This is a genomic window from Sphingobium rhizovicinum (assembly GCF_042647625.1).
Classification (GTDB): domain Bacteria; phylum Pseudomonadota; class Alphaproteobacteria; order Sphingomonadales; family Sphingomonadaceae; genus Sphingobium; species Sphingobium rhizovicinum.
This window is the reverse complement of the sequence record NZ_JBHRVU010000004.1, coordinates 1,341,484-1,362,773: the sequence shown is the minus strand read 5'-3', so window position 1 is coordinate 1,362,773 and position 21,290 is coordinate 1,341,484. Positions and strand designations below refer to the sequence as shown.

Annotated in this window: 18 protein-coding genes; 10 read left to right on the top strand and 8 right to left on the bottom strand. The window is 63.1% G+C overall.

From position 1 onward, the window contains the following. Window positions 1–144: 144 nt before the first annotated feature. The 5 genes from ACFOKF_RS08015 to ACFOKF_RS07995 are packed head-to-tail and all read left to right on the top strand — an operon-like array spanning window position 145 to window position 5,819. Window positions 145–921, top strand: a complete 777-nt coding sequence (locus ACFOKF_RS08015) for an ABC transporter permease (protein WP_380794746.1) — start codon at window positions 145–147, stop codon at window positions 919–921. After that, window positions 918–2,147: an ABC transporter ATP-binding protein gene (locus ACFOKF_RS08010; RefSeq protein ID WP_380794744.1), complete on the top strand. Its 1,230-nt coding sequence runs from the start codon at window positions 918–920 to the stop codon at window positions 2,145–2,147. Before ACFOKF_RS08015 ends, ACFOKF_RS08010 begins: the two co-directional genes overlap by 4 nt. Continuing rightward, entirely contained in the window at window positions 2,147–3,331 is a 1,185-nt protein-coding gene (locus ACFOKF_RS08005; RefSeq protein ID WP_380794741.1) for a glycosyltransferase family 2 protein, read from the top strand. The genes ACFOKF_RS08010 and ACFOKF_RS08005 overlap by 1 nt, the downstream gene beginning before the upstream one ends. A gap of 2 nt (window positions 3,332–3,333) precedes the next feature. Continuing rightward, window positions 3,334–4,680 (top strand): glycosyltransferase family 2 protein, encoded by a 1,347-nt coding sequence (locus tag ACFOKF_RS08000; protein ID WP_380794739.1) that lies wholly within the window; start codon window positions 3,334–3,336, stop codon window positions 4,678–4,680. Next, window positions 4,668–5,819, top strand: coding sequence for a hypothetical protein (locus ACFOKF_RS07995; protein WP_380794736.1), 1,152 nt, complete (start codon window positions 4,668–4,670; stop codon window positions 5,817–5,819). Before ACFOKF_RS08000 ends, ACFOKF_RS07995 begins: the two co-directional genes overlap by 13 nt. A 4-nt stretch (window positions 5,820–5,823) precedes the next feature. On the opposite strand, the gene ACFOKF_RS07990 is transcribed toward ACFOKF_RS07995, so the two are convergent. Genes ACFOKF_RS07990 through xrt form a run of 3 tightly spaced genes read right to left on the bottom strand, consistent with a single transcriptional unit; the run spans window position 5,824 to window position 8,142 of the window. Next, complete coding sequence (locus ACFOKF_RS07990) at window positions 5,824–6,627, bottom strand: hypothetical protein (protein ID WP_380794734.1); 804 nt, start codon at window positions 6,625–6,627, stop codon at window positions 5,824–5,826. Further along, complete coding sequence (locus ACFOKF_RS07985) at window positions 6,620–7,315, bottom strand: exosortase C-terminal domain/associated protein EpsI (protein WP_380794731.1); 696 nt, start codon at window positions 7,313–7,315, stop codon at window positions 6,620–6,622. The genes ACFOKF_RS07990 and ACFOKF_RS07985 overlap by 8 nt, the downstream gene beginning before the upstream one ends. After that, entirely contained in the window at window positions 7,312–8,142 is an 831-nt protein-coding gene (gene xrt / locus ACFOKF_RS07980; protein ID WP_380794728.1) for an exosortase, read from the bottom strand. The genes ACFOKF_RS07985 and xrt overlap by 4 nt, the downstream gene beginning before the upstream one ends. 199 nt (window positions 8,143–8,341) lie before the next feature. Between xrt and ACFOKF_RS07975 the strand changes: the two genes are divergently transcribed. The 3 genes from ACFOKF_RS07975 (at window position 8,342) to ACFOKF_RS07965 (ending at window position 11,042) form a co-directional block, all read left to right on the top strand. Continuing rightward, window positions 8,342–9,274, top strand: coding sequence for a hypothetical protein (locus tag ACFOKF_RS07975; protein ID WP_380794726.1), 933 nt, complete (start codon window positions 8,342–8,344; stop codon window positions 9,272–9,274). Window positions 9,275–9,353: 79 nt separating this feature from the next. After that, window positions 9,354–9,839: a GAF domain-containing protein gene (locus ACFOKF_RS07970; protein ID WP_380794724.1), complete on the top strand. Its 486-nt coding sequence runs from the start codon at window positions 9,354–9,356 to the stop codon at window positions 9,837–9,839. A gap of 174 nt (window positions 9,840–10,013) precedes the next feature. Then, entirely contained in the window at window positions 10,014–11,042 is a 1,029-nt protein-coding gene (locus tag ACFOKF_RS07965) for an RcnB family protein (RefSeq protein ID WP_380794722.1), read from the top strand. An 84-nt stretch (window positions 11,043–11,126) separates the two neighbouring features. On the opposite strand, the gene ACFOKF_RS07960 is transcribed toward ACFOKF_RS07965, so the two are convergent. The 3 genes from ACFOKF_RS07960 to ACFOKF_RS07950 form a co-directional block, all read right to left on the bottom strand. Then, complete coding sequence (locus ACFOKF_RS07960; protein ID WP_380794720.1) at window positions 11,127–13,664, bottom strand: EAL domain-containing protein; 2,538 nt, start codon at window positions 13,662–13,664, stop codon at window positions 11,127–11,129. Between the two features lie 140 nt (window positions 13,665–13,804). Further along, entirely contained in the window at window positions 13,805–14,611 is an 807-nt protein-coding gene (locus ACFOKF_RS07955; protein WP_380794718.1) for an arginyltransferase, read from the bottom strand. A 146-nt stretch (window positions 14,612–14,757) separates the two neighbouring features. After that, the gene (locus ACFOKF_RS07950) at window positions 14,758–16,005 is read right to left on the bottom strand and encodes a threonine ammonia-lyase (protein WP_380794716.1); all 1,248 of its coding nucleotides are present in this window, start codon (window positions 16,003–16,005) and stop codon (window positions 14,758–14,760) included. 186 nt (window positions 16,006–16,191) lie between these two features. On the opposite strand from ACFOKF_RS07950, the gene ACFOKF_RS07945 reads away from it, so the two are divergent. Further along, window positions 16,192–17,061, top strand: a complete 870-nt coding sequence (locus ACFOKF_RS07945; RefSeq protein WP_380794713.1) for an NAD(P)-dependent oxidoreductase — start codon at window positions 16,192–16,194, stop codon at window positions 17,059–17,061. Continuing rightward, complete coding sequence (locus ACFOKF_RS07940; protein WP_380794711.1) at window positions 17,058–18,758, top strand: amidohydrolase; 1,701 nt, start codon at window positions 17,058–17,060, stop codon at window positions 18,756–18,758. Before ACFOKF_RS07945 ends, ACFOKF_RS07940 begins: the two co-directional genes overlap by 4 nt. Window positions 18,759–18,763: 5 nt before the next feature. On the opposite strand, the gene ACFOKF_RS07935 is transcribed toward ACFOKF_RS07940, so the two are convergent. Then, entirely contained in the window at window positions 18,764–19,894 is a 1,131-nt protein-coding gene (locus ACFOKF_RS07935; protein ID WP_380794709.1) for a glycosyltransferase, read from the bottom strand. A gap of 4 nt (window positions 19,895–19,898) precedes the next feature. Then, complete coding sequence (locus ACFOKF_RS07930) at window positions 19,899–21,188, bottom strand: sugar transferase (protein WP_380797714.1); 1,290 nt, start codon at window positions 21,186–21,188, stop codon at window positions 19,899–19,901. Window positions 21,189–21,290: the final 102 nt, after the last annotated feature.

The window sequence follows — 21,290 nt, the reverse complement described above, 5'->3', positions numbered from 1 at the left end:
TGTGCGGTGCGATAACAAGCCCGAGGAAAAGAAGCGCTGCGACTATTCCATGATCTCGGGGGGCTTGAGATTGGCAATGGCACAGATTTGGCGATCCGGCCGGGCCGGACGCATGCCGATTACAGGGAACGGGAGTTCCGCCAAGTGACGACCCGGTCCTATAATTTCCTGCACTGGCGCGATCTGCTGATCGAACTGGTGAGTCGCGATCTCAAAATTCGCTACCAGCGATCGGCCATCGGCCTGGGCTGGTCGCTCATGAAACCGCTCAGCCAGTTGCTGATCTTCGCGACCGTCTTCACCTCGGTCATCCCGTTGGAAATTCCCAACTACACGACCTTCGTGTTCGCGGGCGTCCTGTCCTGGGCATGGTTCAGTTCCTCGCTCACTTCGTCCGCCCTGTCCGTGACCGGCAATCGGGAAATGGTGCGGCGGCCCGGCTTTCCGGTTCATCTGCTCCCGATGCTGACGATCATCAGCAATGGCGTGCATTTCATGCTCGCCCTGCCGCTGCTGCTGATTTGTTCCTGGATCCAGGTCGGACCGCCCGGCATCAGCATGTTGGCCCTGCCCGCCGTCATCCTGGTACAGTTTCTGCTGACGCTTGCCTTCGCGACGTTGATTGCGGCGATCCATGTCTATTTTCGGGACATCGAACATCTGGTCGGCATCGCCGTGATGCTGGGCTTCTACATCACCCCGGTCTTCTATCGGCCGTTGCAGGCGGACCATGATTTTGCCTTCCTGACCCTGTGGAACCCGATGGCCTGGGTGCTGGAGGGCTATCGCGCGATCTTCCTGGATCATGTCTGGCCCGATCCGTTGAACTATCTTCGCATTCTGGCGCTCGCCGTGCCGGTCCTTCTTTTCGCCGCCTGGTTCTTCAACCGGGTCAGCGCGCGTTTCGTGGACGAACTATGAGACAGGGCGCCATCGTCGTCAGCAATGTGGGCAAAATGTATCGCAGCCGCGACGGCGGCCGCCCGACCACGCTGAAGGGTTTTCTCCTCTCGGGCCACAAATCCAAGAAGCCGGAAGCCTATTGGGGCCTGCGCAACATCAGCTTTGCCGTGCCGCGCGGCCGGGCGGTGGGCGTCATCGGCCTCAACGGCGCGGGCAAATCCACCCTGCTGCGCCTGATCGGCGGCGTCGGAAAGCCTGACGAAGGCAGCATTACCGTCCATGGCCGGATCGGCGCACTGCTCGACATCGGCGCGGGCCTGACAGAGGATCTGACCGGCCGCGAAAATGTCTATCTGCTGGGCGTCATCGCCGGCATGCTCCGATCGGAAATCAGCGAGCAATTCGACGCGATCGTCGGCTTTGCCGAACTGGAAGAACATATCAACGCGCCGGTCCGCACCTATTCTTCGGGCATGAAGATGCGTCTGGCCTTCGCGGTCGCCGTCCATACCCGCCCGGAAGTGCTGCTGATCGACGAAGTGCTGGCGGTGGGCGATAAGGCATTTCAGCAGAAATGCTTCGATCGTGTCGAAGCGATCCGGCAATCGGGCTGCACCATCTTTCTGGTGTCGCACGACATCTCGCAGATTGAAGAATTATGCGACGATGCGCTGTTCCTGAAGGACGGCCATATGGTCGCCTATGGACCGCTCAAGGAAACACTGGCGCTCTACTCTTCGACCATTGATGCCAAGGTCGCGGCGACCGAGCATGTCCCACCGCCCGCGCCGATCCCGACCGATCCCGGACTGGTCCATGGCGTCAACCGCTACGGATCGGCCGACATGAAGATCCAGTCGGTGCAGTTGCAGGATGGTCAGGGCCACGCCATCGACACGCTGCCCAGCGGCAGCGCGCTCCAGATCGTCTTCGGCTATGAACGGCTGACGCGGGTTCGCAATCCGATCGCGCTTATCGGCATCTATGGCGATGACGATGTCTGCCGTTACGAAACCCACAGCCAGATCGCCAATATCTCACTCTCGCCCGAGGGATGGGTCCAGCTGAAGATGGATCGGCTCGATCTGGCGCCGGGCAATTATCATCTGACCATCGGGCTTTTCTCATCCGACTGGCAGACCGTCTATGATTATCATGCGGAAGTCTATCCGCTGAAGGTAACAGGCATCGGTCCGTCAAAGGGCGCGCTCAATCCGCCCATCCACTGGCATGTGCAAAGCTGATGGCGCTCGCGGTCCTCGACTATGATATTGATCACCTGCCCGATCAACTGGATCTGAAGGACGGTCAGGATGGCGCTCTGGTCCTGCTACGGATCGACAATGTGCCCTGTGGTCAGGCGATCCTCTGGCGGGAAGCGGGCAACAAAGATGCGCCGCTGCGCGACCGCCTCTTGTGTGCCGCCGGCTCCTCTTTCTGGGAGCGCTGGCTCGAACGACAAATGGGGCTGCCCCATTTTGATCCGGCGCCGGCGACCCTGCCCGACGCAACGGTCGTCATCTGCACCCGCGACCGGACGGAGGATCTGGAACGCTGCCTCGACGGGTTGCACGCCATGCCCGATGCGCCGGCCATATTGGTGATCGACAATGCTCCGTCGACAGACGGCACGCGCCTGCTCGTCGCCCGCTATCCCGATGTGCGTTATATATGCGAACCCCGGCCCGGCCTGGATGTCGCGCGCAACACCGCCATTGCCAACACCAGCAGCCCGATCATTGCCTTCATTGATGATGATGCGATGCCCGACCGGCTCTGGCTGCAAAATCTCCTGCGCAATTTCGAAGATCCGATGGTGCTTGCCGCCGGCGGGCTGACCATGGCGCTGGAACTGGATGCGCCAGCGCAGGTCGCGTTCCAGCGCGTGGGTGGCTTCAGCCGCGGTTTCAAGCGCTTCACCTATGATGCGATGACGACCAATCCGTTCGACGCCTGGCACGCGGCGGCCGGCGTCAATCTGGCGATTCGGCGATCGGCGGTCGACATCATCGGCCTGTTCGACGAAGCGCTGGACGCCGGCACCCTGTCCTGCGCCGGTGGCGACACCGATTATTGCCGCCGCATTCTGGCGGCCGGCTACCGCATCGCCTATGATCCGCAGGCGCTGAACTGGCATCGCCATCGCCGGTCGATGGAGGAATTGCAGCGCCAGATTTATGGCTATGAATGCGCCTTCTTCGCGATCCTGACAAAATCCCTTTTCTTTGAACACAACCCCAAGGCGCTGGTGCGGGGATTGACCTGGCTGCGGCATCAGATCCCGTCGCTGGCGCGGTCCTTGCGACAGCAACAAAACCGCACCATGCCCTTCAACATTGCATGGACCCAGACCAGAGGAGCCATTGCCGGACCGGGCCGTTATCTACGCGCGCGCCGCGTGGCCGCTGCGCAGAGGAAGCGGGCCTGATCATGATCAGCATCATCATTCCATCGCATAACCGCCGGGATCTTCTGCGCAGCCTGCTTGACGCCCTCGCCGCCCAGCAGGCAGGCACGCCGCCGTTTGAAGTCATTATCGTTGCAGACAATTGCCGCGATGGCACGCAGGCGATGGTCGCCGCCTATCAGGCGCCCTTCCCCATCCGCCTGATCGAACAGCCCGGCGTTGGCCCGTCCCGCGCGCGCAATGCCGGCGTGGCCCAGGCCAGCACCGACTTGCTGCTGTTTCTGGACGATGATGTCATTCCCACGGCCGGCCTTGTCGCCGCCCATGCGCAAGCGCATCAGGACGGAACGGGCCGTGCGGTGCTTGGCCCCTACCCGCCCCAGCCCCATGGATCGGGCAGCCACTTCCGCGTCCTCATGCGGCGCTGGTGGAACGCCCATTTCAATGAACTGGGCAGTCCGGGACATCGCTTCGTCTACTCCGATCTGCTGACAGGCAATCTGTCGCTGCCGAAAAGAATATGGGAGGCGGTTGGCGGCCTTGACCCGCAATTTGCTCATGCCCGCGAAGATCTGGAGCTGGGCGTGCGTCTGATGAAGGCGGGTGTCGCGTTTCATTATGCGCCAGACGCGCTCGGCTGGCACTATGAATATCTGACCACCTCGCCCCGCAGCATCCTGCGCCGCACCAAGGAGGAGGGTCGATCTGACGCCCTGATGGCGCTCAAACACCCGGACATGGGCGCCGCGCTCAAGGCTGCGCGCCAGTTGCGGCGAAAAGGGCGTGGGGCAAAGATCCGCTATGGCGTCCTGCGCCGCACCGGCCTGATCGACCGGCCCGTCATCGCGATGGGGCCGCGCCTGCTGAGCCTGCTGGAAGGCATGGGGCTGGCCCGCGCGCGACAGCGCATGGACAATATTCTGCGCGAATATTGTTATGCGCGCGGCGCGATCGAGGGGCTGGGCGCACACTATTGCAGCTTCAGGGCGCAGCCCCTGCCAGCGATCGCACCGCCAGACATGGCCATCGACATCGCCGATGGCATAGAGGCCGCAGAAAATCAGCTCACCACCCATCGGCCGGAAAGCGCTCGCATCCTCTATCGTGGCGAAGAAATTGCCCGTTTGGGCTGGACCCCCGTCGCCGAACGCTGGAGCGGGCATCATCTGCGCCCCTATCTGGCCAAACGCGCTGCGGCCCGGTTAGTCCCGCTGCTCCTTGCGGAATCGATGCAGGACGGGCACGCTGTCGACAGGATTTCACCGATGGCTCTTCACATGTTGTGGACGAATGATTTCTCGGCCCAACTTCATGAAACATATTGGCAGTGGGGCGGTGGCATGATGGATCTGCAATCATGCAACAAGTGATCGGTTTTCTGCGCAACTCGCGCGCCTATGATCTGTTGTTCAAGCCACAGACAAAGACTCCTGGCGACGTGCAGGAGGTTGCGCGCGGCTATTTGCTGATCGCGGTTTTCTACCTGCATGCCATGATCGGCGTGGCCAGCTATATGGGCGATCAGGCATGGTATTCGCTGATCCAGCTCAAGCTGCTGGCTCCCAATGTATCCGCCTTCTTCCTCCTCAATGGCATGGCTGCCCCTGCCTTGGGAAAGAAAGGCCCTTCCAGCGTACTGCATCTGTCGGTGGCGCTGTTCCTTTTCGCCATGATTTCGCATGTCATCGGCTTCCTGATCCTGCTCATCGGGGTCGGCTATGCATCCAATGGGGAAGCCGCACGCGCCTTGTTCGAGCCTTTGCTGCTGGGCACGGGATATAGCAGCTTCGTCGGTTGGTTCTTCATCGTGCTCGCGATCGCGCGGCTATTTGCCTATGCCTTTCTGCGATCGAAGCCGGTCTTCCTTCTCATCGTCGGCGTTTCCGTCCTGGCGATCTGGATCGGCAAAAAACTGGGCGCGCCCGACAATATTTTCGAATGGCGCAACTGGCTAACCGCCACGCTGTTTTTCCTGATCGGGATGAAATTGCCGGATGCCCGGAAAATACCGGGCTGGGCGGCCATGCTCGCGCTGGCGCTCACCCTTTTGCTGGCGATGATAAACCGCCATGGCATTTTCCGCATCGGCCCTTGCCTGACGTGCGATCTGCATTTCATCTCGCAGCCGATGGTCGGCCAATATGGATCAATCTTCGTCTATGTGCCGCAGCAATTGCTGTTCATCATCTTTCTGCTCTGGGCGGCGAAGATAAGCGCGCCGCTGCTGATCGGCCGCACAGCCCGCTTCTTTGGTCAGGCATCCCTGCCAATCCTGCTGCTGCATGGCTGGGTGCTGTTGATCCTGTACCCCAGCATGTTGGCCGGCATGCCCAGGGTCGAAACGCCGTTCCTGTTCGTCGCCATCCTCTGCACGGCCATCGTCGTCCATGCCCTGCTGTACAGCTGTCTGACATGGCCGCTACACTGGCTTCAGGCGCAGGTCTTCAAGCTCAGTCAGATTGGTCAGCGCCGGCAGAAGGTTCGCCGGCAACTGGCCACGGCGCAATGACAGGTCAGGGTTTCACCGCGGGAGCAAAGCCGGGCTGATAGCCGATGGTCGCATCGCGCCGCAGTCGGATCGCCAAAGCCTCCACCATATCGGCCTGCGCCTGTTGCATGAGCGCCATTCGGGCGGCGCGACGCTGTTCTTCCCTGTCGCTGCTGGAGGAGCGGCGCGCAATCAGGGCCTGGGCGCCGCCACGCACAAGCATGACGTCACCCACACGCCATTCGTGCAACAACCGCGCGCCCTCCGCCGTCGCCGCCCGGCTGTCGAGCATCACCTCGTGACGATGCGCCATCATCCCGGCGGCGCTCAGCGCCTTTGCCATGGCATCGATCGTGGGCATGCGGCCAAGTCCCGGCACCGCCTCCGCAGCACGGGGGTCGAAATCGAGCTGGTCGACCAGCAGGCTCTCCCGCTGCGCAAACATATGTGGGTTATTGGCGATGTAGCGATCGATGGAGGCTGGACCTGGCTCTGCAATCTGGCCGCTCAGACGAGTCGCCATCTGGTTCGCCAGCAATATCTCCTCCATCCGTCGCCGTTCGGCCTGATAATCAGGGGAACGGTCGACCAGCGCCTTTCGCGCCTCCGCGGCCAGCAACTTGCGGTCGATCAGCCTCTGGACCAACAGCCCCTGCACGGCCGCCACATCGCGCGTCGCCACATTTCCCTGCGCCCGCACTTCGGTCATGAGTTCGCGGCGCGTAATGTCCATGCCGTTGACGCGCGCGATCACCTGCCCCTGCGGCGCTTCGTCGCTGCACCCGCCCAGCGACGCCGCCAGCGCCAGCCAGTGCCATTGCCTACCCATGCCCAAGCAGCATCTCCCGCCCTGAAGCCCCCACGCCTTGCAGCAAAGCCGCGTTAAATTGTTCCGCCATCGCCAGCGCCTCGTCTGCGTCACCGCCAATCACGGAGAAGCGCGCCAGCACTCCCAGCGGCAAATCACCCGCCAGATTGGCCCGGATGACAGCCAGTCGCTGATCGACCGGCGACACCGGAAAGCCATCCCCCACACGCACCCAGAAATAGACATGCTCCGTCCGGTCGTCCCGGCGCGCCGTCAGGAAACAGGCGCGACTGCCGGCCGGCACGGGTCCGCTCAGCGGAACAGTGCGGATCGGCGACAGGTCAAAGCCGACCGCCGGATAACATTCCTCCGGTCGATGCACCGCCAGCCCGGCATCCTGCGCCGATCCACTGGCGATCAGCAGCATCACGGCCCGCTCACCCGGCGCGCCGTAAGCCCGCGTCAGCACATCCGCATAGGTCACTTCGCGCAGCACGCTCTGTGGCGGAACGACAAGCCCACTTGCGCTGAGATAATGATAGCGGCCGATCGTCTGCGGGATGATATGCGCAAGCGTCCCTGGCGCGATCGCCTGCGCGGCGGCACGGGGCCGCAGCGCGAAGGCAGCGCCAGCCGCACCGATCAGCATCCCGCCCAGCAGCCATTCTCGCCGGTTCCATCCGGCCTTCTGCCCTGCCACGCCGTTCATGGCCGCATCCATCGCTTGCGGATCGGCGTCATGGCCGCATCCACACCGATCAGCACCGCCAGCGCGACAAGGAACATCAGCATGCCCGTGGTTTCATGCACAAAGCCCTGCGCCACCGCATCGCCCATATAATGGGTGATCAGCAACAGGATCAGGACGCGCGCCAGATTGGCTATGATCGCAATAGGCGGAACGATCAGCGCCAGCAGCACCGCATAGCGCCAATCGGCGCGGTGGCGCAGATAGATGTAGAACATGCCGATCGCAAACAGGCTGAACAGCGAATTCAGTCCGGCACAGGCATCGGCCATCCGCAACTCATATTGATCGATATACAGGTCCACCCCGCTGCGTGCGACATCATAGCCGGCCATCCATAAAAGATCGACCGAAAGGCCCGACAGCCAGCCCGTCAGAAAATCGGTCAACGGGGCGGTCAATCGCGCGGGCGGCGCCACCGCACACAACAGATATAGCAACGGGAACCACAGGGCGCGCACCCGCTCTCCGCCGGTCAGGGCATATAATATCAGGATCAGACTGATCCCGCCCCCCATCCAGATCAGCCAGGCAATGCCGATGATCATCCCGAATATATAGAGCATCAGCGACAGCGACAACGCCGCGACGGCCCATCCCAGATTGCCCGGCCGTGCGGGCGGCGCGACCCGCCATTCGCGCGCGAGCAGCCAGAGGCCAGACAATAGCACGATCGGTCCATGAGCGCCCTGCGACGTCGACCAGGACTGATTATGAACGATGATCAGCGCCGGCAGCGCAAAGATCGCAATGCCGATCAGGATCGGCGCATGGGTCCGCGCGATCATGATGCCGGTTGCTGTCGGCAAGGCTGTGTTCGACCATTTTCCCACACGCTGGTCTAACAAGCGATGATCGCAGGATAAAGCGATACTCACACAAGGAACCTTGTGGTAAACATTGATTTTATTATTGGAGATTTTCCCGCCATAGCGGCATTGATCTGACGCGGGAATGATCGCGCAATAGCGCGGAGAGGGATGGATTATGGCATCGCTGGCATACAAAAACCCGGCCGAAACACATAGCTCCGACTCGCGGCGCCTGAAGATTCGCAGCCTGGGCATCGCCTGGACCATTTTGGTCAGCCTGTTCGTGTTGTGGGAATTGTGGAATTATTCGGGCCTGTTCGCGAAAATCTCGGAATGGCAATTTGCCGTCTTCCGTAAAAGCTGGCCTGCCGCCACCTTTGGCCTTCTCTCCCTGCTCTTTGCCTTGCCCGGCCTGTTCCTGGTTCACATCACCCGCCTGAAAAAGGCGCAGGAAGAACAGGACGCCGCGCCGCAGGATCCGCAGCAGAAACTGCTCGACAAGGCGAATTTTTGGCGCCTTTTGCTGGGGCGGACCTCCATCTTCTTTGCGGCGTTGGCGGTGCTGTCGCTGATCGCCACCCTGTTCCTGCCGGGTGGCGCCCAACCCGTACCGATTACGGTCGGAAAGGAAGTGCAACCCCGACCCGCCAATGGCGCCACCACATTGACGGGCCGGATCATCTTTGCCCAGACAACCACGCTCAGCCAGGATCTGATCCTGACGGGCAAGGATACGCGCTTCGCGCCCATATTGCCGGCGGAAGGCGCAGGGCCGGTGCGCTATGTTGTGCAACTGGCCCCGTATGAAGGCATGATCGAAGGTCAGCCGCGCGACCCCGTCATGTCCGTTTCCGGCACGCTGATGCGCAACGCGCTGCCAGGCCCCATCCGGGTTCTCTATAACAATGCCGGCATTGCTCTGGCTGACAATGTCTATGTTCTCTATCGCTATTCCGGGACGATGCGGCGACCATATTATGTGGCGGCGATCCAGCTGGGCGCAGCGGCCCTCCTGTTGTTGTTGCTCTTCTCTTTCCAGACCCGGCACATCAAAAAGCTGCGGCAGCGTTTTGAAGAGGCGGACAAGGCGACCCCATCCGTAGGTTGAGGCCCATGTGCGGGTAGAGGGATGCGCAATCATTCGCACGCTCTGGCGGCATCGATCCTGCATGCCTATATGAGCGCCCATGTATGATTTCGCCCCCACCTCCGCCGTCGACAAGACGATCCTCTATGCTGACCTTCTTCAGGCGGCGGACGCACTGACCAGCGATGAACCGGATGCGGTTGCCAATATGGCCAATCTGTCCGCGCTGATCTGGCAATTCCTGCCCGACCTCAACTGGGCCGGCTTCTATCGGATGGTCGATGGCGAACTGGTGCTTGGGCCGTTTCAGGGCAAGCCTGCCTGCATTCGCATTCCGATGGGACGGGGGGTGTGCGGCACAGCCGCCCAAACCCGCAAAACCCAGTTGGTGGAGGATGTTCACGCCTTTCCGGGCCATATCGCCTGCGATGGCGCCAGCGCATCCGAAATCGTCGTGCCGGTGCTGCATGAAGGACGACTGGTCGGCGTGCTCGATCTGGACAGCCCACGGCTGGCCCGGTTCGATCGGGAAGACGCCCATGGCCTGGAGGCTCTGGTCGCTTTGATCGCCGGCCGCATCGGCTAAACGGTTAACGCCCGCGCGCTGGCGACAGCGAACCGCGCCGGCGCGTCGCCCCGTTTCGGGACAGCGCCTTCCCTGCCCAACCGTGGATCAACGCGGATCATCATGCTAAACGAGGCGTTAGCAATTGTGGTTCGCGCGTCGCCCCTGCACGCGTGCAAACAGGGAGCGTTAACCATGGTCAATCCCCGCCTTCTGCTTATCGCCGCCGGCATCACGCTGGCAGGCGCGGCTGCCCCTGCGGTCGCGGGCAAAGCATCCGGTAACTGGAGCGGGCCGCGCCCGGGCACGCATATGTCGCATCCGAACGGCAATTGGGCCAGCCATCGCTGGGGTCCGCGCCAGAATGGGCGCTGGTTCGCGGGCTGGGGCGCTCCGGGCGGATGGGGCGCCTATCGTCGCCCGGTCTATGGCTATGTCCTGCCCCGCTACTGGATCAGCCCCAGCTATTATATCGCCAATTATGGCGCCTATGGCCTGCCGACGCCGGCTTATGGCTATGGCTGGTCGCGCTATTATGACGATGCGGTCATGACCGACCGTTATGGCCGGGTCTATGACTCCCGCAGCAATCTGGACTGGGATCGCTACGAGGGCGGCTATGCGCCCGATGAAGGCGCCTATGCCCCGCCCCGCCGGGACAATGGCCTTGGCGGCGCTGCCATCGGCGCAGTCGTCGGCGGCGTTGCCGGCAATCGCATCGCAGGCCGGGGCAACCGCACCGCCGGCACGTTGATCGGCGCGGGTGTTGGCGCTGTCGCCGGCATGGCGATCGACAAGGCGGAAGACGGCCCACGCCACAGCGCACCACCGCCACGCCGTCCGGGCGCCGCCTATGATGACGGATATGGTTATGCTGACGACAGCGTGACCAGCAGCAACGAATATGAAGGCCGCTGGACCGGCACCTGGACCACCGATGACGGGCGCAAGGTCAGCGGCACCTATGACGGCCGGTTCGAAGGCGATGTGCGCGGCGCAGGCGTCGATTATGCCGCACCGCCCTATGGCGGCGCGCCGCATTGGGGGGCCGGCTCCGTGCCGGCGGGTCAGGGCGGTTATGTCTCCGGCGGCTATTTCTACCCCGCACCGATCGTCACGACGGTCACGGTGCAGCCCGAAGTCGTCACCACCACCACGACCAGTTATGTTACCGAACGGGTCGGCCATCGGCGCAAGCCGGTGCGTAGCTGCCGTTGCAAATAAACGGCCGGCTTTCAGGGCAGAGCCGTAATGGAAGACGATCCGCTTCTGCATGAAGCGGTCGACCGTCCAACGCTGCTCTGCCTTTCAGTTGGTGTCGGCGTTTTTCATCGGCGGGCTCAGCATGGCGAATGGCTTTGGCCGGCCAAGATGAAAGCCCTGCCCCACCACGCAGCCGCGCCGCAGCAGAAATTGCGCCTGCGCCGCCGTTTCGACGCCTTCGGCAACCACTTCCATGCCAAAGCTGACACCCAGTTTGACGATGGCGTCCACGATCGCCGCGTCGCCGGCATCCTGCTCGACATTGCTGACAAAGCTCCGGTCGATCTTCAACACATCGACAGGATATTGTTTCAGATGCGTGAGCGAGGCGAAGCCCGTTCCAAAATCGTCCAGCGCCACGCGCACGCCCGCCTGCACAAACTGGTCCAGTGCGCGCGCCACCTGATCCGTGCCCCGGCCCAGAAATACGCTTTCGGTCACTTCGACCTCGAAATGCGCGGTCGGGACGGCGAACCGATCAAGCTGCTGCAACAACTGGTCGGCAAAATCGCCTGACGCGAAATCGGCGGCGGACGCGTTGATGGCAACGCGACCAGGATCATGCCCGGCGTCCAGCCACTGGCGCAGATCGCGCAGGACCGACGCCAGCATCTGCCGCGTCAGGGCGACAGCGATTTCGCCATTGTCGAAGGCGGCGGCGATGCTGCCGGGCAGTTGCAGGCCCATGCGCGGATGCACCCAGCGGAGCAGCGCCTCATATCCCAGCACTTGGTTGGTGCGCATGTCGACCCGCGCCTGATAATAAGGGACCACCAGATTGTCGGACACGATCTGCCGCGCCATGCGAATCATTGAACTGCGCTGTTGCGCTTCAGCGCGCAGTTCCGAATGGAACAGCGTCAAACGCCCCCTGCCCGACGCTTTGGATGCATAAAGCGCCAGGTCGGCCGCCTTCAGCAAATCTTCCGCCCGGTCGGCATGGTCGCCAAACACCGCTCCGCCGATGCTGACCCCGCAATCGAGCGTGCGCCCCTCATGCACATGCGGAACACGGACATTGTCGATCAGGGCCATGCTGAACCGTTCCAGCGCGCTCCTGTCCGACAGCGATTCCGCGATCAGGCCGAATTCGTCGCCACCCAACCGGCCCACCACGGCATCTTCCGGCGCCAGGGCCATCAGCCTGCCTGCAAAGGCGGTCAGCAGCGCGTCGCCGGCATCATGGCCCAGCGAATCATTGGTCCGCTTGAGTTCGTCAATGTCGAGCAACAGCAACCCGAAGCCTGTCCCGCTGCCCTGCGCCCGCGCCGCCATCTCTTCCAGCGCCGCCTGCCACAGCGCCCGATTGGGCAGGCGCGTCATCGGGTCATGCGTGGCCGCCCAGCGTATCCGTTCTTCGGCGTCGCGCTCTTCGGTCACGTCCAGGAATGTCACGATGATCCGCTGCGGTCTCCCAGCGTCCGTCCGGGTGAGCCAACCCGTGCTGCGAATCCAGCGCAGCGCGCCGGTATCGGCCCTGAATATACGCAAAGTCGCCTCGAAATGCGGGGGCGCAATCCCGTCCGCCACCGCATCCAGCATGGCGCGCAGCCGATCGCGATCCTCGACATGCACCAGGCTCAACGCCAGTTCCGTGGTTGCCGGTTGCGCCTCGCTCAAACCCAGCATGCGCCGGAATTCCGCCGACCAGGTCCGCGTGCCGGCTACGCAGTCAAAATCCCATATGCCCAATCGCGCCGACTGGACCGCCAGCCGGAACCGTTCCTCGCTCTGACTCAGCGCCCGTTGCGCCAGTCGCTCCGCATGGACATCCTCCAGCGTGCCATACCAGCGCAGCACCGCTCCCTTCGCGTCCAGCCGCGCCGATGCGCGCGCGCGCATCCAGCGATAGCCGCCAGCCTGCAATCGGATGCGATAATCCACGTCGACCGGCGTGCCAGTGGCAAGGTGACTGGTCCAGATCGCAACCGTCCGCTGCAAATCATCGGGATGCACCGCGCCCAGCCATCCCGTCCCCAAAGCCTGTTCAGGCAGCATTCCTGTCAGGTCGAACCAGCGCGGACCAACCTCCTCGACATTGCCGTCCGCACCCGCCGTCCATGGCACCTGCGGGCTAAGGTCCACCGACCAGCGATAATGTTCCCGGCTTTCCGCCAGTGCATCGGCCAGAAAGCGCGCCGCGCCATGATGCTGGTCGGACACATCCTCGACCGTGCCATACCAGCAGGCGCGATCGACCGATCCGGTCGCGCGCGCCATGCGGACCAGGCACCAGCGCTCCTGCCCCGTCGCCTGCCGGATGCGCAGAGTCAGCGGTTGCGGCCGATCTTCCGTCAGGGCTGCGCGCAGCAAGGCTCTACGATCCATGCGGGGAAAAAGATCACGCCAGCCAAGGCCGATCGGGTCGCCGGCCAATCGCGGCAGGACGCGCCCGCTGTCGCGTTCGATGGCGATCAGCCGCCCTCGCTGATCTGCAATCCAGCGCAGCAATGGCGGTGAAACGCGGTCGAACAACGGGGAAGACAAAGCATCATGACGGTGCAGAAACAGGTCGGACGCGCCCGCGCCATTGCCGATCGCAAAGCGCACATCGTCAAAGCGATGGTTAGCGAAGCGATCCATCGTCCGCTCCCGATGCTGATGCCCTCTTCCCGCGCATCCACATCGGATAGCGGAAAAGGTTAAAGAAATTGTCTAGTTTAAGATTGCGCCGTGACAACACGGCCGGGCGGCATAGACAATATCCATGCTTCTCTTGGCATCTACTTGCGGAACATGCTCACAAGTTCGATCGGAAGGGGCGTTTCATCCGGCCTTGGCGCTACGACAGGCTCATCCGGTTCAAACCGCACCCATCCATTACGGCTCAGCTTTTCCAGCGGGCGATAGCGCACCTTATATTGCATGCGCTGCGACCCGGCGACCCAATAGCCCAGGTAGACATAAGGCAGGCCAGCCTTCGCCGCCCGCACGATATGGTCCATGATGATATAGTTGCCCAGACCCGGCCGCTGCTCCAGTTCGGTATCGAAGAAGCTGTAGATCATCGACAGGCCATCGCCCTGCCGGTCGGTCAAACAGGCGCCAACCAGCTTGCCGGGGCGACCATCCGCATCGGGTTCGCGATATTCCACGACATAGGTGTCGACCGGGGTCTGTTCGACCATGTCGGCGAAGTCCATCTCGTCCATCTCGGTCATGCCGCCGCCGGGATGGCGCGCCTGAAGATAGCGCTGAAGCAGGGCGAACTGCTCTTCGGTCGACCAGGGCTTGCATGCGGTGACGATCAGATCGCTGTTCCGCCGCATCAATTTGCGCTGGGTGCTGTTGGGCTGAAACTCGCCCGCCACGACCCGCACGGACACGCAGGCGGAACAGTCCGCGCAACTGGGGCGATAGGCGACATTCTGACTGCGGCGGAAACCGATGCGGCCCAGCGCATCATTCAATTCCGCCGCATTGTCGCCATTCAGTTCGGTAAACACCTTCCGTTCGCTCTTGCCCGGCAGATAGGGGCAAGGGCTGGGGTTGGTGACGAAGAAGCGTGGGAATCGGAAAGGGGCCGTCATGCCTCTTCCCTCGATTCAATCATGCGCCCATCATGCTCCATGCATTGGCTTATGCCGTCGCCACGCCCCCCTGAAAAGGGCATTTACCACGAAAATCGCAGCCCTGTTCCACTATCAGACAGACCATTATCAGACGGGGCGCTGCATCAGGCGACCTCGATCGGCGCGACCTCATAGCCTGCCTCGCCAAGCGCCGCGATCAGGCGCTGAAGATGCGCGCGATCGCGCGTCTCGCACTCAACGTCCAGGCTCAACCCCTTGGCCGGCAGGTTGGTGAAAATGCGCTGATGCGCCAGTTCCAATATGTTGACCGACTCCTGATCGAAAATGCGGGCGACATGGAACAGCGCGCCGGGCCGATCCTGAAGGATGATGCGCAGGCGCGCCAGTCGGCCCGACCGGGCCAGATCACGCAGCAGCACATTGGCGAGCAGCCGCGTGTCGATATTGCCGCCCGTCAGGATCAGCCCGACATTGCGACCGGCAAATTGTTCGCGATGGCTGAGCAGCGCGGCCAGCCCGGCGGCGCCGGCGCCCTCGACCACGGTCTTTTCGATCTGGAGCAGCAGGCTGACCGATTCCTCCAGCCGCCGTTCCGTCACCAGCAAAACATCGTCCGCCAGTCGCTCGACAAAGCGTCGGGTCAATTCGCCCGGCTGCTTGACCGCAATGCCTTCCGCCAGCGTATCGCCATCGCAGGGCAGGTCCGCGCCCTTCACGAAATCATACATGGACGGATATAGTTCAGCCTGTACGCCGATCAGCCGGATGTCAGGCTTCATCGCCCGCGCCGCCGTCGCCATGCCGGAAAACAGGCCGCCACCGCCGATCGGGATCACCAGCGTGTCGATTTCCGGCGCATCCTCCAGCATTTCGAGCGCAACGGTGCCCTGCCCGGCCATGATGTCCGGCTCGTCAAAGGGATGGATGAAGGTCAGGCCCTGCTCCACCTCCAGCTTGCGGGCATGGGCATAGGCGTCATCGAACTTCTCGCCATATTGCACCACGGTCGCGCCATGGCTGCGAGTCTGCGTCACCTTCACGATCGGCGTCGTGGTCGGCATGACGATGGTGACGGGCACGCCCAGCCGCTTGCCATGATAGGCCAGCCCCTGCGCATGATTGCCCGCCGACGCGCCGATCACGCCCTTCGCCTTCGACGCTTCATCCAGTTGCAGCAGGCGATTGAGCGCGCCGCGCTCCTTATAGGCTGCCGTAAACTGGAGATTTTCGAACTTCAGGTAAATCTTGCAGCCCAGCATCTCCGACAGCGTCTGACTAATCAGCGTCGGCGTCTTGACGATCGAACCCGAAATGCGGGTCCGCGCAGCAAGGATGTCATCGACGGTGACGGGCAGCGGCAGAGCGCTTTCGAGTGTGGCTAGGCTGGTCATGATGGCGCCCCGTAAAGCATTTTCCAGTCGGCTGGAACAGCCGACGGCTTGGAAAATGCGCTAGTCCTAAAAATAGAAGCATGGCCGTTCAGGTCATGCTTCGACGCATAATTGCGGCGGAAGAAACTGGCACTGTCGGAAAACTGGCCCTATGGCGGGTCGGCACGCACAAATTGTACGAGGCATATGGCTAACATTGCGTTTATCGGCCTGGGCGTCATGGGCGGCCCGATTGCAGGGCATCTGGCGAAGGCGGGGCACAGCCTGACCGTCTACAACCGCTCCATTGGCAAGGCGAAAATCTGGGCCGAAACCTATGGCGGGCAGGTCGCGATCAGCCCGGCCAAGGCGGCCGAGGAGGCCGAAATCGTCATCAGTTGCGTCGGCAACGACGATGATCTGTCGCAAATCACGCTGGGCCGGGACGGCGCATTTCGCACGATGCAGCCCGGCAGCCTGTTTATCGACCATACCACCGTGTCGGCGCGGATCGCGCGGCAATTGTTCGTGGAGGGCGAAAGCCGCGGCATCCACAGCGTCGACGCCCCGGTTTCCGGCGGACAGGCCGGCGCTGAAAATGGCCGTCTGTCGATCATGTGCGGCGGCGGCGAGCCGGCGGTCGCCGCGGCGAAGATCGTGATGCAGGCCTATGCCGCGCGCATCGTCCATGTCGGCAGCGCTGGTGCGGGCCAGACGACCAAGATGGTGAACCAGATTTGCATCGGTGGCGTGTTGCAGGGCCTGTCCGAAGCGCTGCGCTTTGCGCAGGCGGCCGAACTGGACCTCGACGCAGTCTTCGAAGCCATTTCGGGCGGCGCGGCGCAAAGCTGGCAGATGGACAATCGCTGGAAGACGATGGCGCAGGACAGTTTCGATTTCGGCTTCGCGGTCGACTGGATGCGCAAGGATCTGGGGCTGGCGCTGGAAGAGGCGCGGGCCAATGGCGCGACCCTGCCGGTGACGGCGATGATCGATCAGTTTTACGCCGATGTGCAGGCTCTGGGCGGCAACCGGCAGGACACCAGCGCGCTGGTGCGGCGGATCACGCGCGCATGAAGGCGCTTCGTCTGGCAGCGATTGCTGCGATCACCCTGCCCTTTCCCGCTTTCGCGTCCGGGGTCATCGACAATGTGAACGGCATCGCCCTCGATGCGAACGGCAAGATCGTGCATTTCGGCGCGCTGCTGGTCGATGATGACGGCAAGGTCGAACAACTGATCCCCGGTCGCTATCAGGAACCGGAATATAAGCCGAAAAAGCCCAAGCGGGGCCAGCCATGGCCCGAACGACCCAAGCCGCTCAGTTTCAAGATGGATGCGGGCGGCAAGACGCTGATCCCCGGCCTGATCGATGCGCATGGCCATGTCATGGGCTATGGCCTGTCCCTGATCACGCTCGACCTGTCCGACACGCAATCGCTGGCGCAGGCGCAGGCCAAGATCCGCGCCTATGTGGAGGCCAATCCGGGCCGCAAATGGATCATCGGCACCGGCTGGAACCAGGAACAATGGGGACTGGGCCGCTTCCCGACCGCCGCCGAACTGGACGCGGCGGAAAGCGAAACGCCGGTCTGGCTGGAACGGGTGGACGGCCATGCCGGCTGGGCCAACAGCGCCGCCATCCGCGCGGCCGGCGTCACCGCCGCCAGCAAGGCGCCAATGGGCGGCCGGATCGAGATGGCGGCAGGAAAGCCAGCCGGCGTCTTCATCGACAAGGCGATGGACCTGATCCAGAAGGTCGTGCCGCCGCCTGCGCCCAAGGATCGCGACACCGCTCTGGAAAAGGCGCAGCGCGCCCTGCTGTCGATGGGCATTACCGGCATTGCCGACATGGGCACCAGCATGGAGGATTGGCAGGCGTTTCGTCGATCGGCGGATCGCGGCGCGCTGCGCGTGCGGATCATGTCCTACGCCTATGGGCTGGACAATATGGTGCTGATCGCCGGGCCGGAACCGACGCCCTGGCTCTATGACGATCATCTGCGCATGGGCGGGATCAAGCTGTTGCTGGACGGCGCGCTGGGATCGCGCGGCGCATGGTTGCGCGCCGACTATGCCGATGCTCCGGGCCAGCGCGGCCTGCCGATGATTCCCGACACGCAACTGCGCAATTATATGAGCCGCGCGGCGATGGACAATTTCCAGGTCGCCGTGCACGCAATCGGCGACGCCGCCAATCGCGAAGTCCTGAACGCGATCGAGGAACTGAACGACACCTATAAGGGCGACCGGCGCTGGCGCATCGAGCATGCCCAGATCATCGACCCCGCCGATCTGCCGCGCTTCAAGCCGCTGGGCGTCGTCGCATCGATGCAGCCCGTGCATGAATCGTCGGACTGGCGCATGGCCACCGCGCGCCTGGGCGAAGCGCGACTGACCGGCGCCTATGCATGGAAAACGATGCTGGATAATGGCGTGCCTCTGGCCTTCGGATCGGACGTGCCAGTGGAAAGCCCCAATCCCTTCGTCGGCATGGCCGTCGCCATGACGCGCGAGGATGCGAAGGGAGAACCGGCCGGCGGCTGGATGCCCGAACAAAAGGTCAGCTTCGAAGCCGCACTGGACGGCTTCACCCGTCAGGCCGCCTATGCGGGCTTTGCCGAAAAGCGGTTCGGCAATCTGGCGGTCGGACAGCGCGCCGACTTCCTGCTGATCGACCGGGACATCACCACTTCGCGCGCCGCCGACATCCGCCAGACCCAGGTTCTGGAAACCTGGATCGGCGGCAAGCGCGTCTATGTGAAGGGTCAGTAGGGGGCTTAGCGCGACTTGGCCGGGTTCCAGATGGTGACGGTCCGCCCGCTCATCGCCTTGATCACCCCCTGCAAGGTCGCGGCATAGGCGATCAGCACATCAATCAACGCGGCGAAGGGACCACTCTTCGCCCGCACCCCGATCCAGATGATCAGCGCCGCACCCAAAGCGCCCGCCAGATAAAGCGCCGGCGAAATCCGCAGGGCCAACGCGCCGGCCGCAACCGCGCCCGTCAGGATGAACAGCCCGCCAAACCAGCGGATAATCTTGCGCGACGCATATTTGAAGCGGTCGATCGCCGCCATCCGCCTCAGTTGCGGCCGCAAATGGCCATGGGTGTGCCAGCTGCGCGCGGCGATCCGCACCTTGCGCCGATATTCATCCTTGCGCGCCGTCACCAGCCGTTCGCGGGCGATAACGTCCTTGGCCTTCACCAGACGCTTGCCGACAAACACCACCGCCATCGACACGGTCAGGTCATCCAGCACGCTGTCAGGAAAATCGGGATAGAGATCGCGCCGGATCGAAAAGATGGAGCCATCCGCCCCCAGTACATTGCCGGTGCGCGACTCCTCATCCTTCAACCTTTCCTCCAGCCGCCAGTAAAGCGACCCGACCGATGCCGTCGCACTCTCATCCGCGCCGATATAGTGGAGCGATCCCAGCACGCCGCCCACATCCGGGTCCGCATAGCGCGCCAGCAGCCGCCCGACCGCCTCTTCGTCCAGCAGCACATTGGCGTCGGTAAAGATCAGCACATCGCCCCGCGCCCGCGCCGCCAACTGCTTCATGCCATGCGCCTTGCCGCTGCGCCCCGGCCCACGGATCAGCGTCACCAGATCGCCCTGCGCCGCGATCAGATCGCCCGTTCCGTCGGACGAACCATCATCAAAGGCCAGAAACTCCAGCCCCGGATAGCGCGCCTTCAACATCGCCAGGTTGGCGAGCTTTTCGGGCATCGCCTCCGCCTCATTATAGGCGCAGAACAACAGGGATGCGCTGGGCACAGGCCCGTCGACCGGCCGTTCCGGCCGCGTCGGCAACGCGCGAAGGATCAGCGGATAGAAGAGGAAGGGCCAGGCCACCGCCACCAGACAAAGCAGCAGGATCGCGGCAAGGATCAGATTGGTTGCCATCGGATCAATAGGCCTTGTGATGAACCAGCACGCCCAGCGTCGCGACGATGATGCGCAGATCGCGCCAGATCGACCAGTCGCTGACATATTCCAGGTCCGACTGGAGCCGGTCGATCAGATCCTGATGATGGTCGGTCGCGCCGCGATGCCCCCGCACCTGCGCCAGCCCGGTCATGCCCGGCTTGATGCAGTGCCGCTCCCAATAGCGCGCATCGACCTCCCAATAAAGGCTGTCGCCCGCCTTGGCGGCGGCGGCGTGGGGACGCGGGCCGACGATGCTCATGTCCCCCTTGAGTACATTGAACAGCTGCGGCAATTCATCGATGCTGGTCTTGCGCAGGAAAGCGCCAATGCTGGTCACGCGGTCATCGTCCCGCTTCGTCAGCGTCGCGGCCTTATGGTCGCTCGCCTCGGTCCGCATCGACCGGAATTTGTAGATGGAAAAGGGACGCGCATCCTTGCCGATGCGGGGCTGGCGGAACAGGATCGGTCCCGGACTGGTCAGCTTCACGGCCAGCGCGCCCGCAATCAGGATCGGCGATAGCAGGATGGTGGCGACGCTCGCGACGATCAGGTCGAAGAAGCGCTTGATCAGCCGGTCCCGGAACTGAAGCGGGCCTCCCGCCACGATGATGGTCGGCTGGCCGTCAAATTCATCCACCCGCGCGGGAGCAAAGCGCAGCAATTCGGGCACCACGATCTCGCCCCGCGCCGACAACGACTTGAGCGCCGCCGACCAGTCGTCCATCCGCTCCAGCGGACAGGCGACGATCACCCGCTCCGCCATGCCCACCGCCGCCGCCAGCCGCGCCGCCATATCGGCATCATGGCGTTCGGGGTGCAGATTGGCGGCATCGGCGTCGATCAGGTCCATATGTGGTCCCGTTTCGATCGCCACGCCGTCCAGAATGACGGCGGTCAGATGCGGCACATCGCCAAGCACGCTGACCGCCAGCCGCGCCACCGCCAGCCGCACCAGCGACACCGCGACAGCCCCCAGCCCAAGCCCGACGACAAAGGTCAGACGCGACAATTGTTCGGCGATCTTGCCCAGATAGACGATCAGCAGCATCAGCAACGCCGCCTGCGCCAGCGCCCAGAGCGCGCGGAAAATGCCGCGCCTCACCCGATCCAGCGTGTTGATGCCATAGGCGCCGCCCTGCACCGCAAGGATGGCGTATAGCGGCGCGACCATGGCGAACATCACCAGCCCGTGCGGCTTACCCGGCTCCCCCCACAGCGCCCCCAGCACGAACCAGTTGGCGGCGAGAAAGGCGCAGAACAGCCCCGCCATATCGCCCGCCAGGCACAGCGCATAAAGCCGCAACCGCACGATTTCCTTGGAGACTGTCACTTAAAGCGCCTTGATTGTCGTCATGCATCCCGTTGGCACTCG

What these genes read in the sequence shown, in the direction of transcription:
- ACFOKF_RS08010 (WP_380794744.1), top strand. Translation starts at nt 918, where the DNA reads ATGAGACAGGGCGCCATCGTCGTCAGCAATGTGGGCAAAATGTATCGC.
- ACFOKF_RS08005 (WP_380794741.1), top strand. Translation starts at nt 2,147, where the DNA reads ATGGCGCTCGCGGTCCTCGACTATGATATTGATCACCTGCCCGATCAA.
- ACFOKF_RS08000 (WP_380794739.1), top strand. Translation starts at nt 3,334, where the DNA reads ATGATCAGCATCATCATTCCATCGCATAACCGCCGGGATCTTCTGCGC.
- ACFOKF_RS07995 (WP_380794736.1), top strand. Translation starts at nt 4,668, where the DNA reads ATGCAACAAGTGATCGGTTTTCTGCGCAACTCGCGCGCCTATGATCTG.
- ACFOKF_RS07990 (WP_380794734.1), bottom strand. Translation starts at nt 6,627, where the DNA reads ATGGGTAGGCAATGGCACTGGCTGGCGCTGGCGGCGTCGCTGGGCGGG.
- ACFOKF_RS07985 (WP_380794731.1), bottom strand. Translation starts at nt 7,315, where the DNA reads ATGAACGGCGTGGCAGGGCAGAAGGCCGGATGGAACCGGCGAGAATGG.
- xrt (WP_380794728.1), bottom strand. Translation starts at nt 8,142, where the DNA reads ATGATCGCGCGGACCCATGCGCCGATCCTGATCGGCATTGCGATCTTT.
- ACFOKF_RS07975 (WP_380794726.1), top strand. Translation starts at nt 8,342, where the DNA reads ATGGCATCGCTGGCATACAAAAACCCGGCCGAAACACATAGCTCCGAC.
- ACFOKF_RS07970 (WP_380794724.1), top strand. Translation starts at nt 9,354, where the DNA reads ATGTATGATTTCGCCCCCACCTCCGCCGTCGACAAGACGATCCTCTAT.
- ACFOKF_RS07965 (WP_380794722.1), top strand. Translation starts at nt 10,014, where the DNA reads ATGGTCAATCCCCGCCTTCTGCTTATCGCCGCCGGCATCACGCTGGCA.
- ACFOKF_RS07960 (WP_380794720.1), bottom strand. Translation starts at nt 13,664, where the DNA reads ATGGATCGCTTCGCTAACCATCGCTTTGACGATGTGCGCTTTGCGATC.
- ACFOKF_RS07955 (WP_380794718.1), bottom strand. Translation starts at nt 14,611, where the DNA reads ATGACGGCCCCTTTCCGATTCCCACGCTTCTTCGTCACCAACCCCAGC.
- ACFOKF_RS07950 (WP_380794716.1), bottom strand. Translation starts at nt 16,005, where the DNA reads ATGACCAGCCTAGCCACACTCGAAAGCGCTCTGCCGCTGCCCGTCACC.
- ACFOKF_RS07945 (WP_380794713.1), top strand. Translation starts at nt 16,192, where the DNA reads ATGGCTAACATTGCGTTTATCGGCCTGGGCGTCATGGGCGGCCCGATT.
- ACFOKF_RS07940 (WP_380794711.1), top strand. Translation starts at nt 17,058, where the DNA reads ATGAAGGCGCTTCGTCTGGCAGCGATTGCTGCGATCACCCTGCCCTTT.
- ACFOKF_RS07935 (WP_380794709.1), bottom strand. Translation starts at nt 19,894, where the DNA reads ATGGCAACCAATCTGATCCTTGCCGCGATCCTGCTGCTTTGTCTGGTG.
- ACFOKF_RS07930 (WP_380797714.1), bottom strand. Translation starts at nt 21,188, where the DNA reads ATGGCGGGGCTGTTCTGCGCCTTTCTCGCCGCCAACTGGTTCGTGCTG.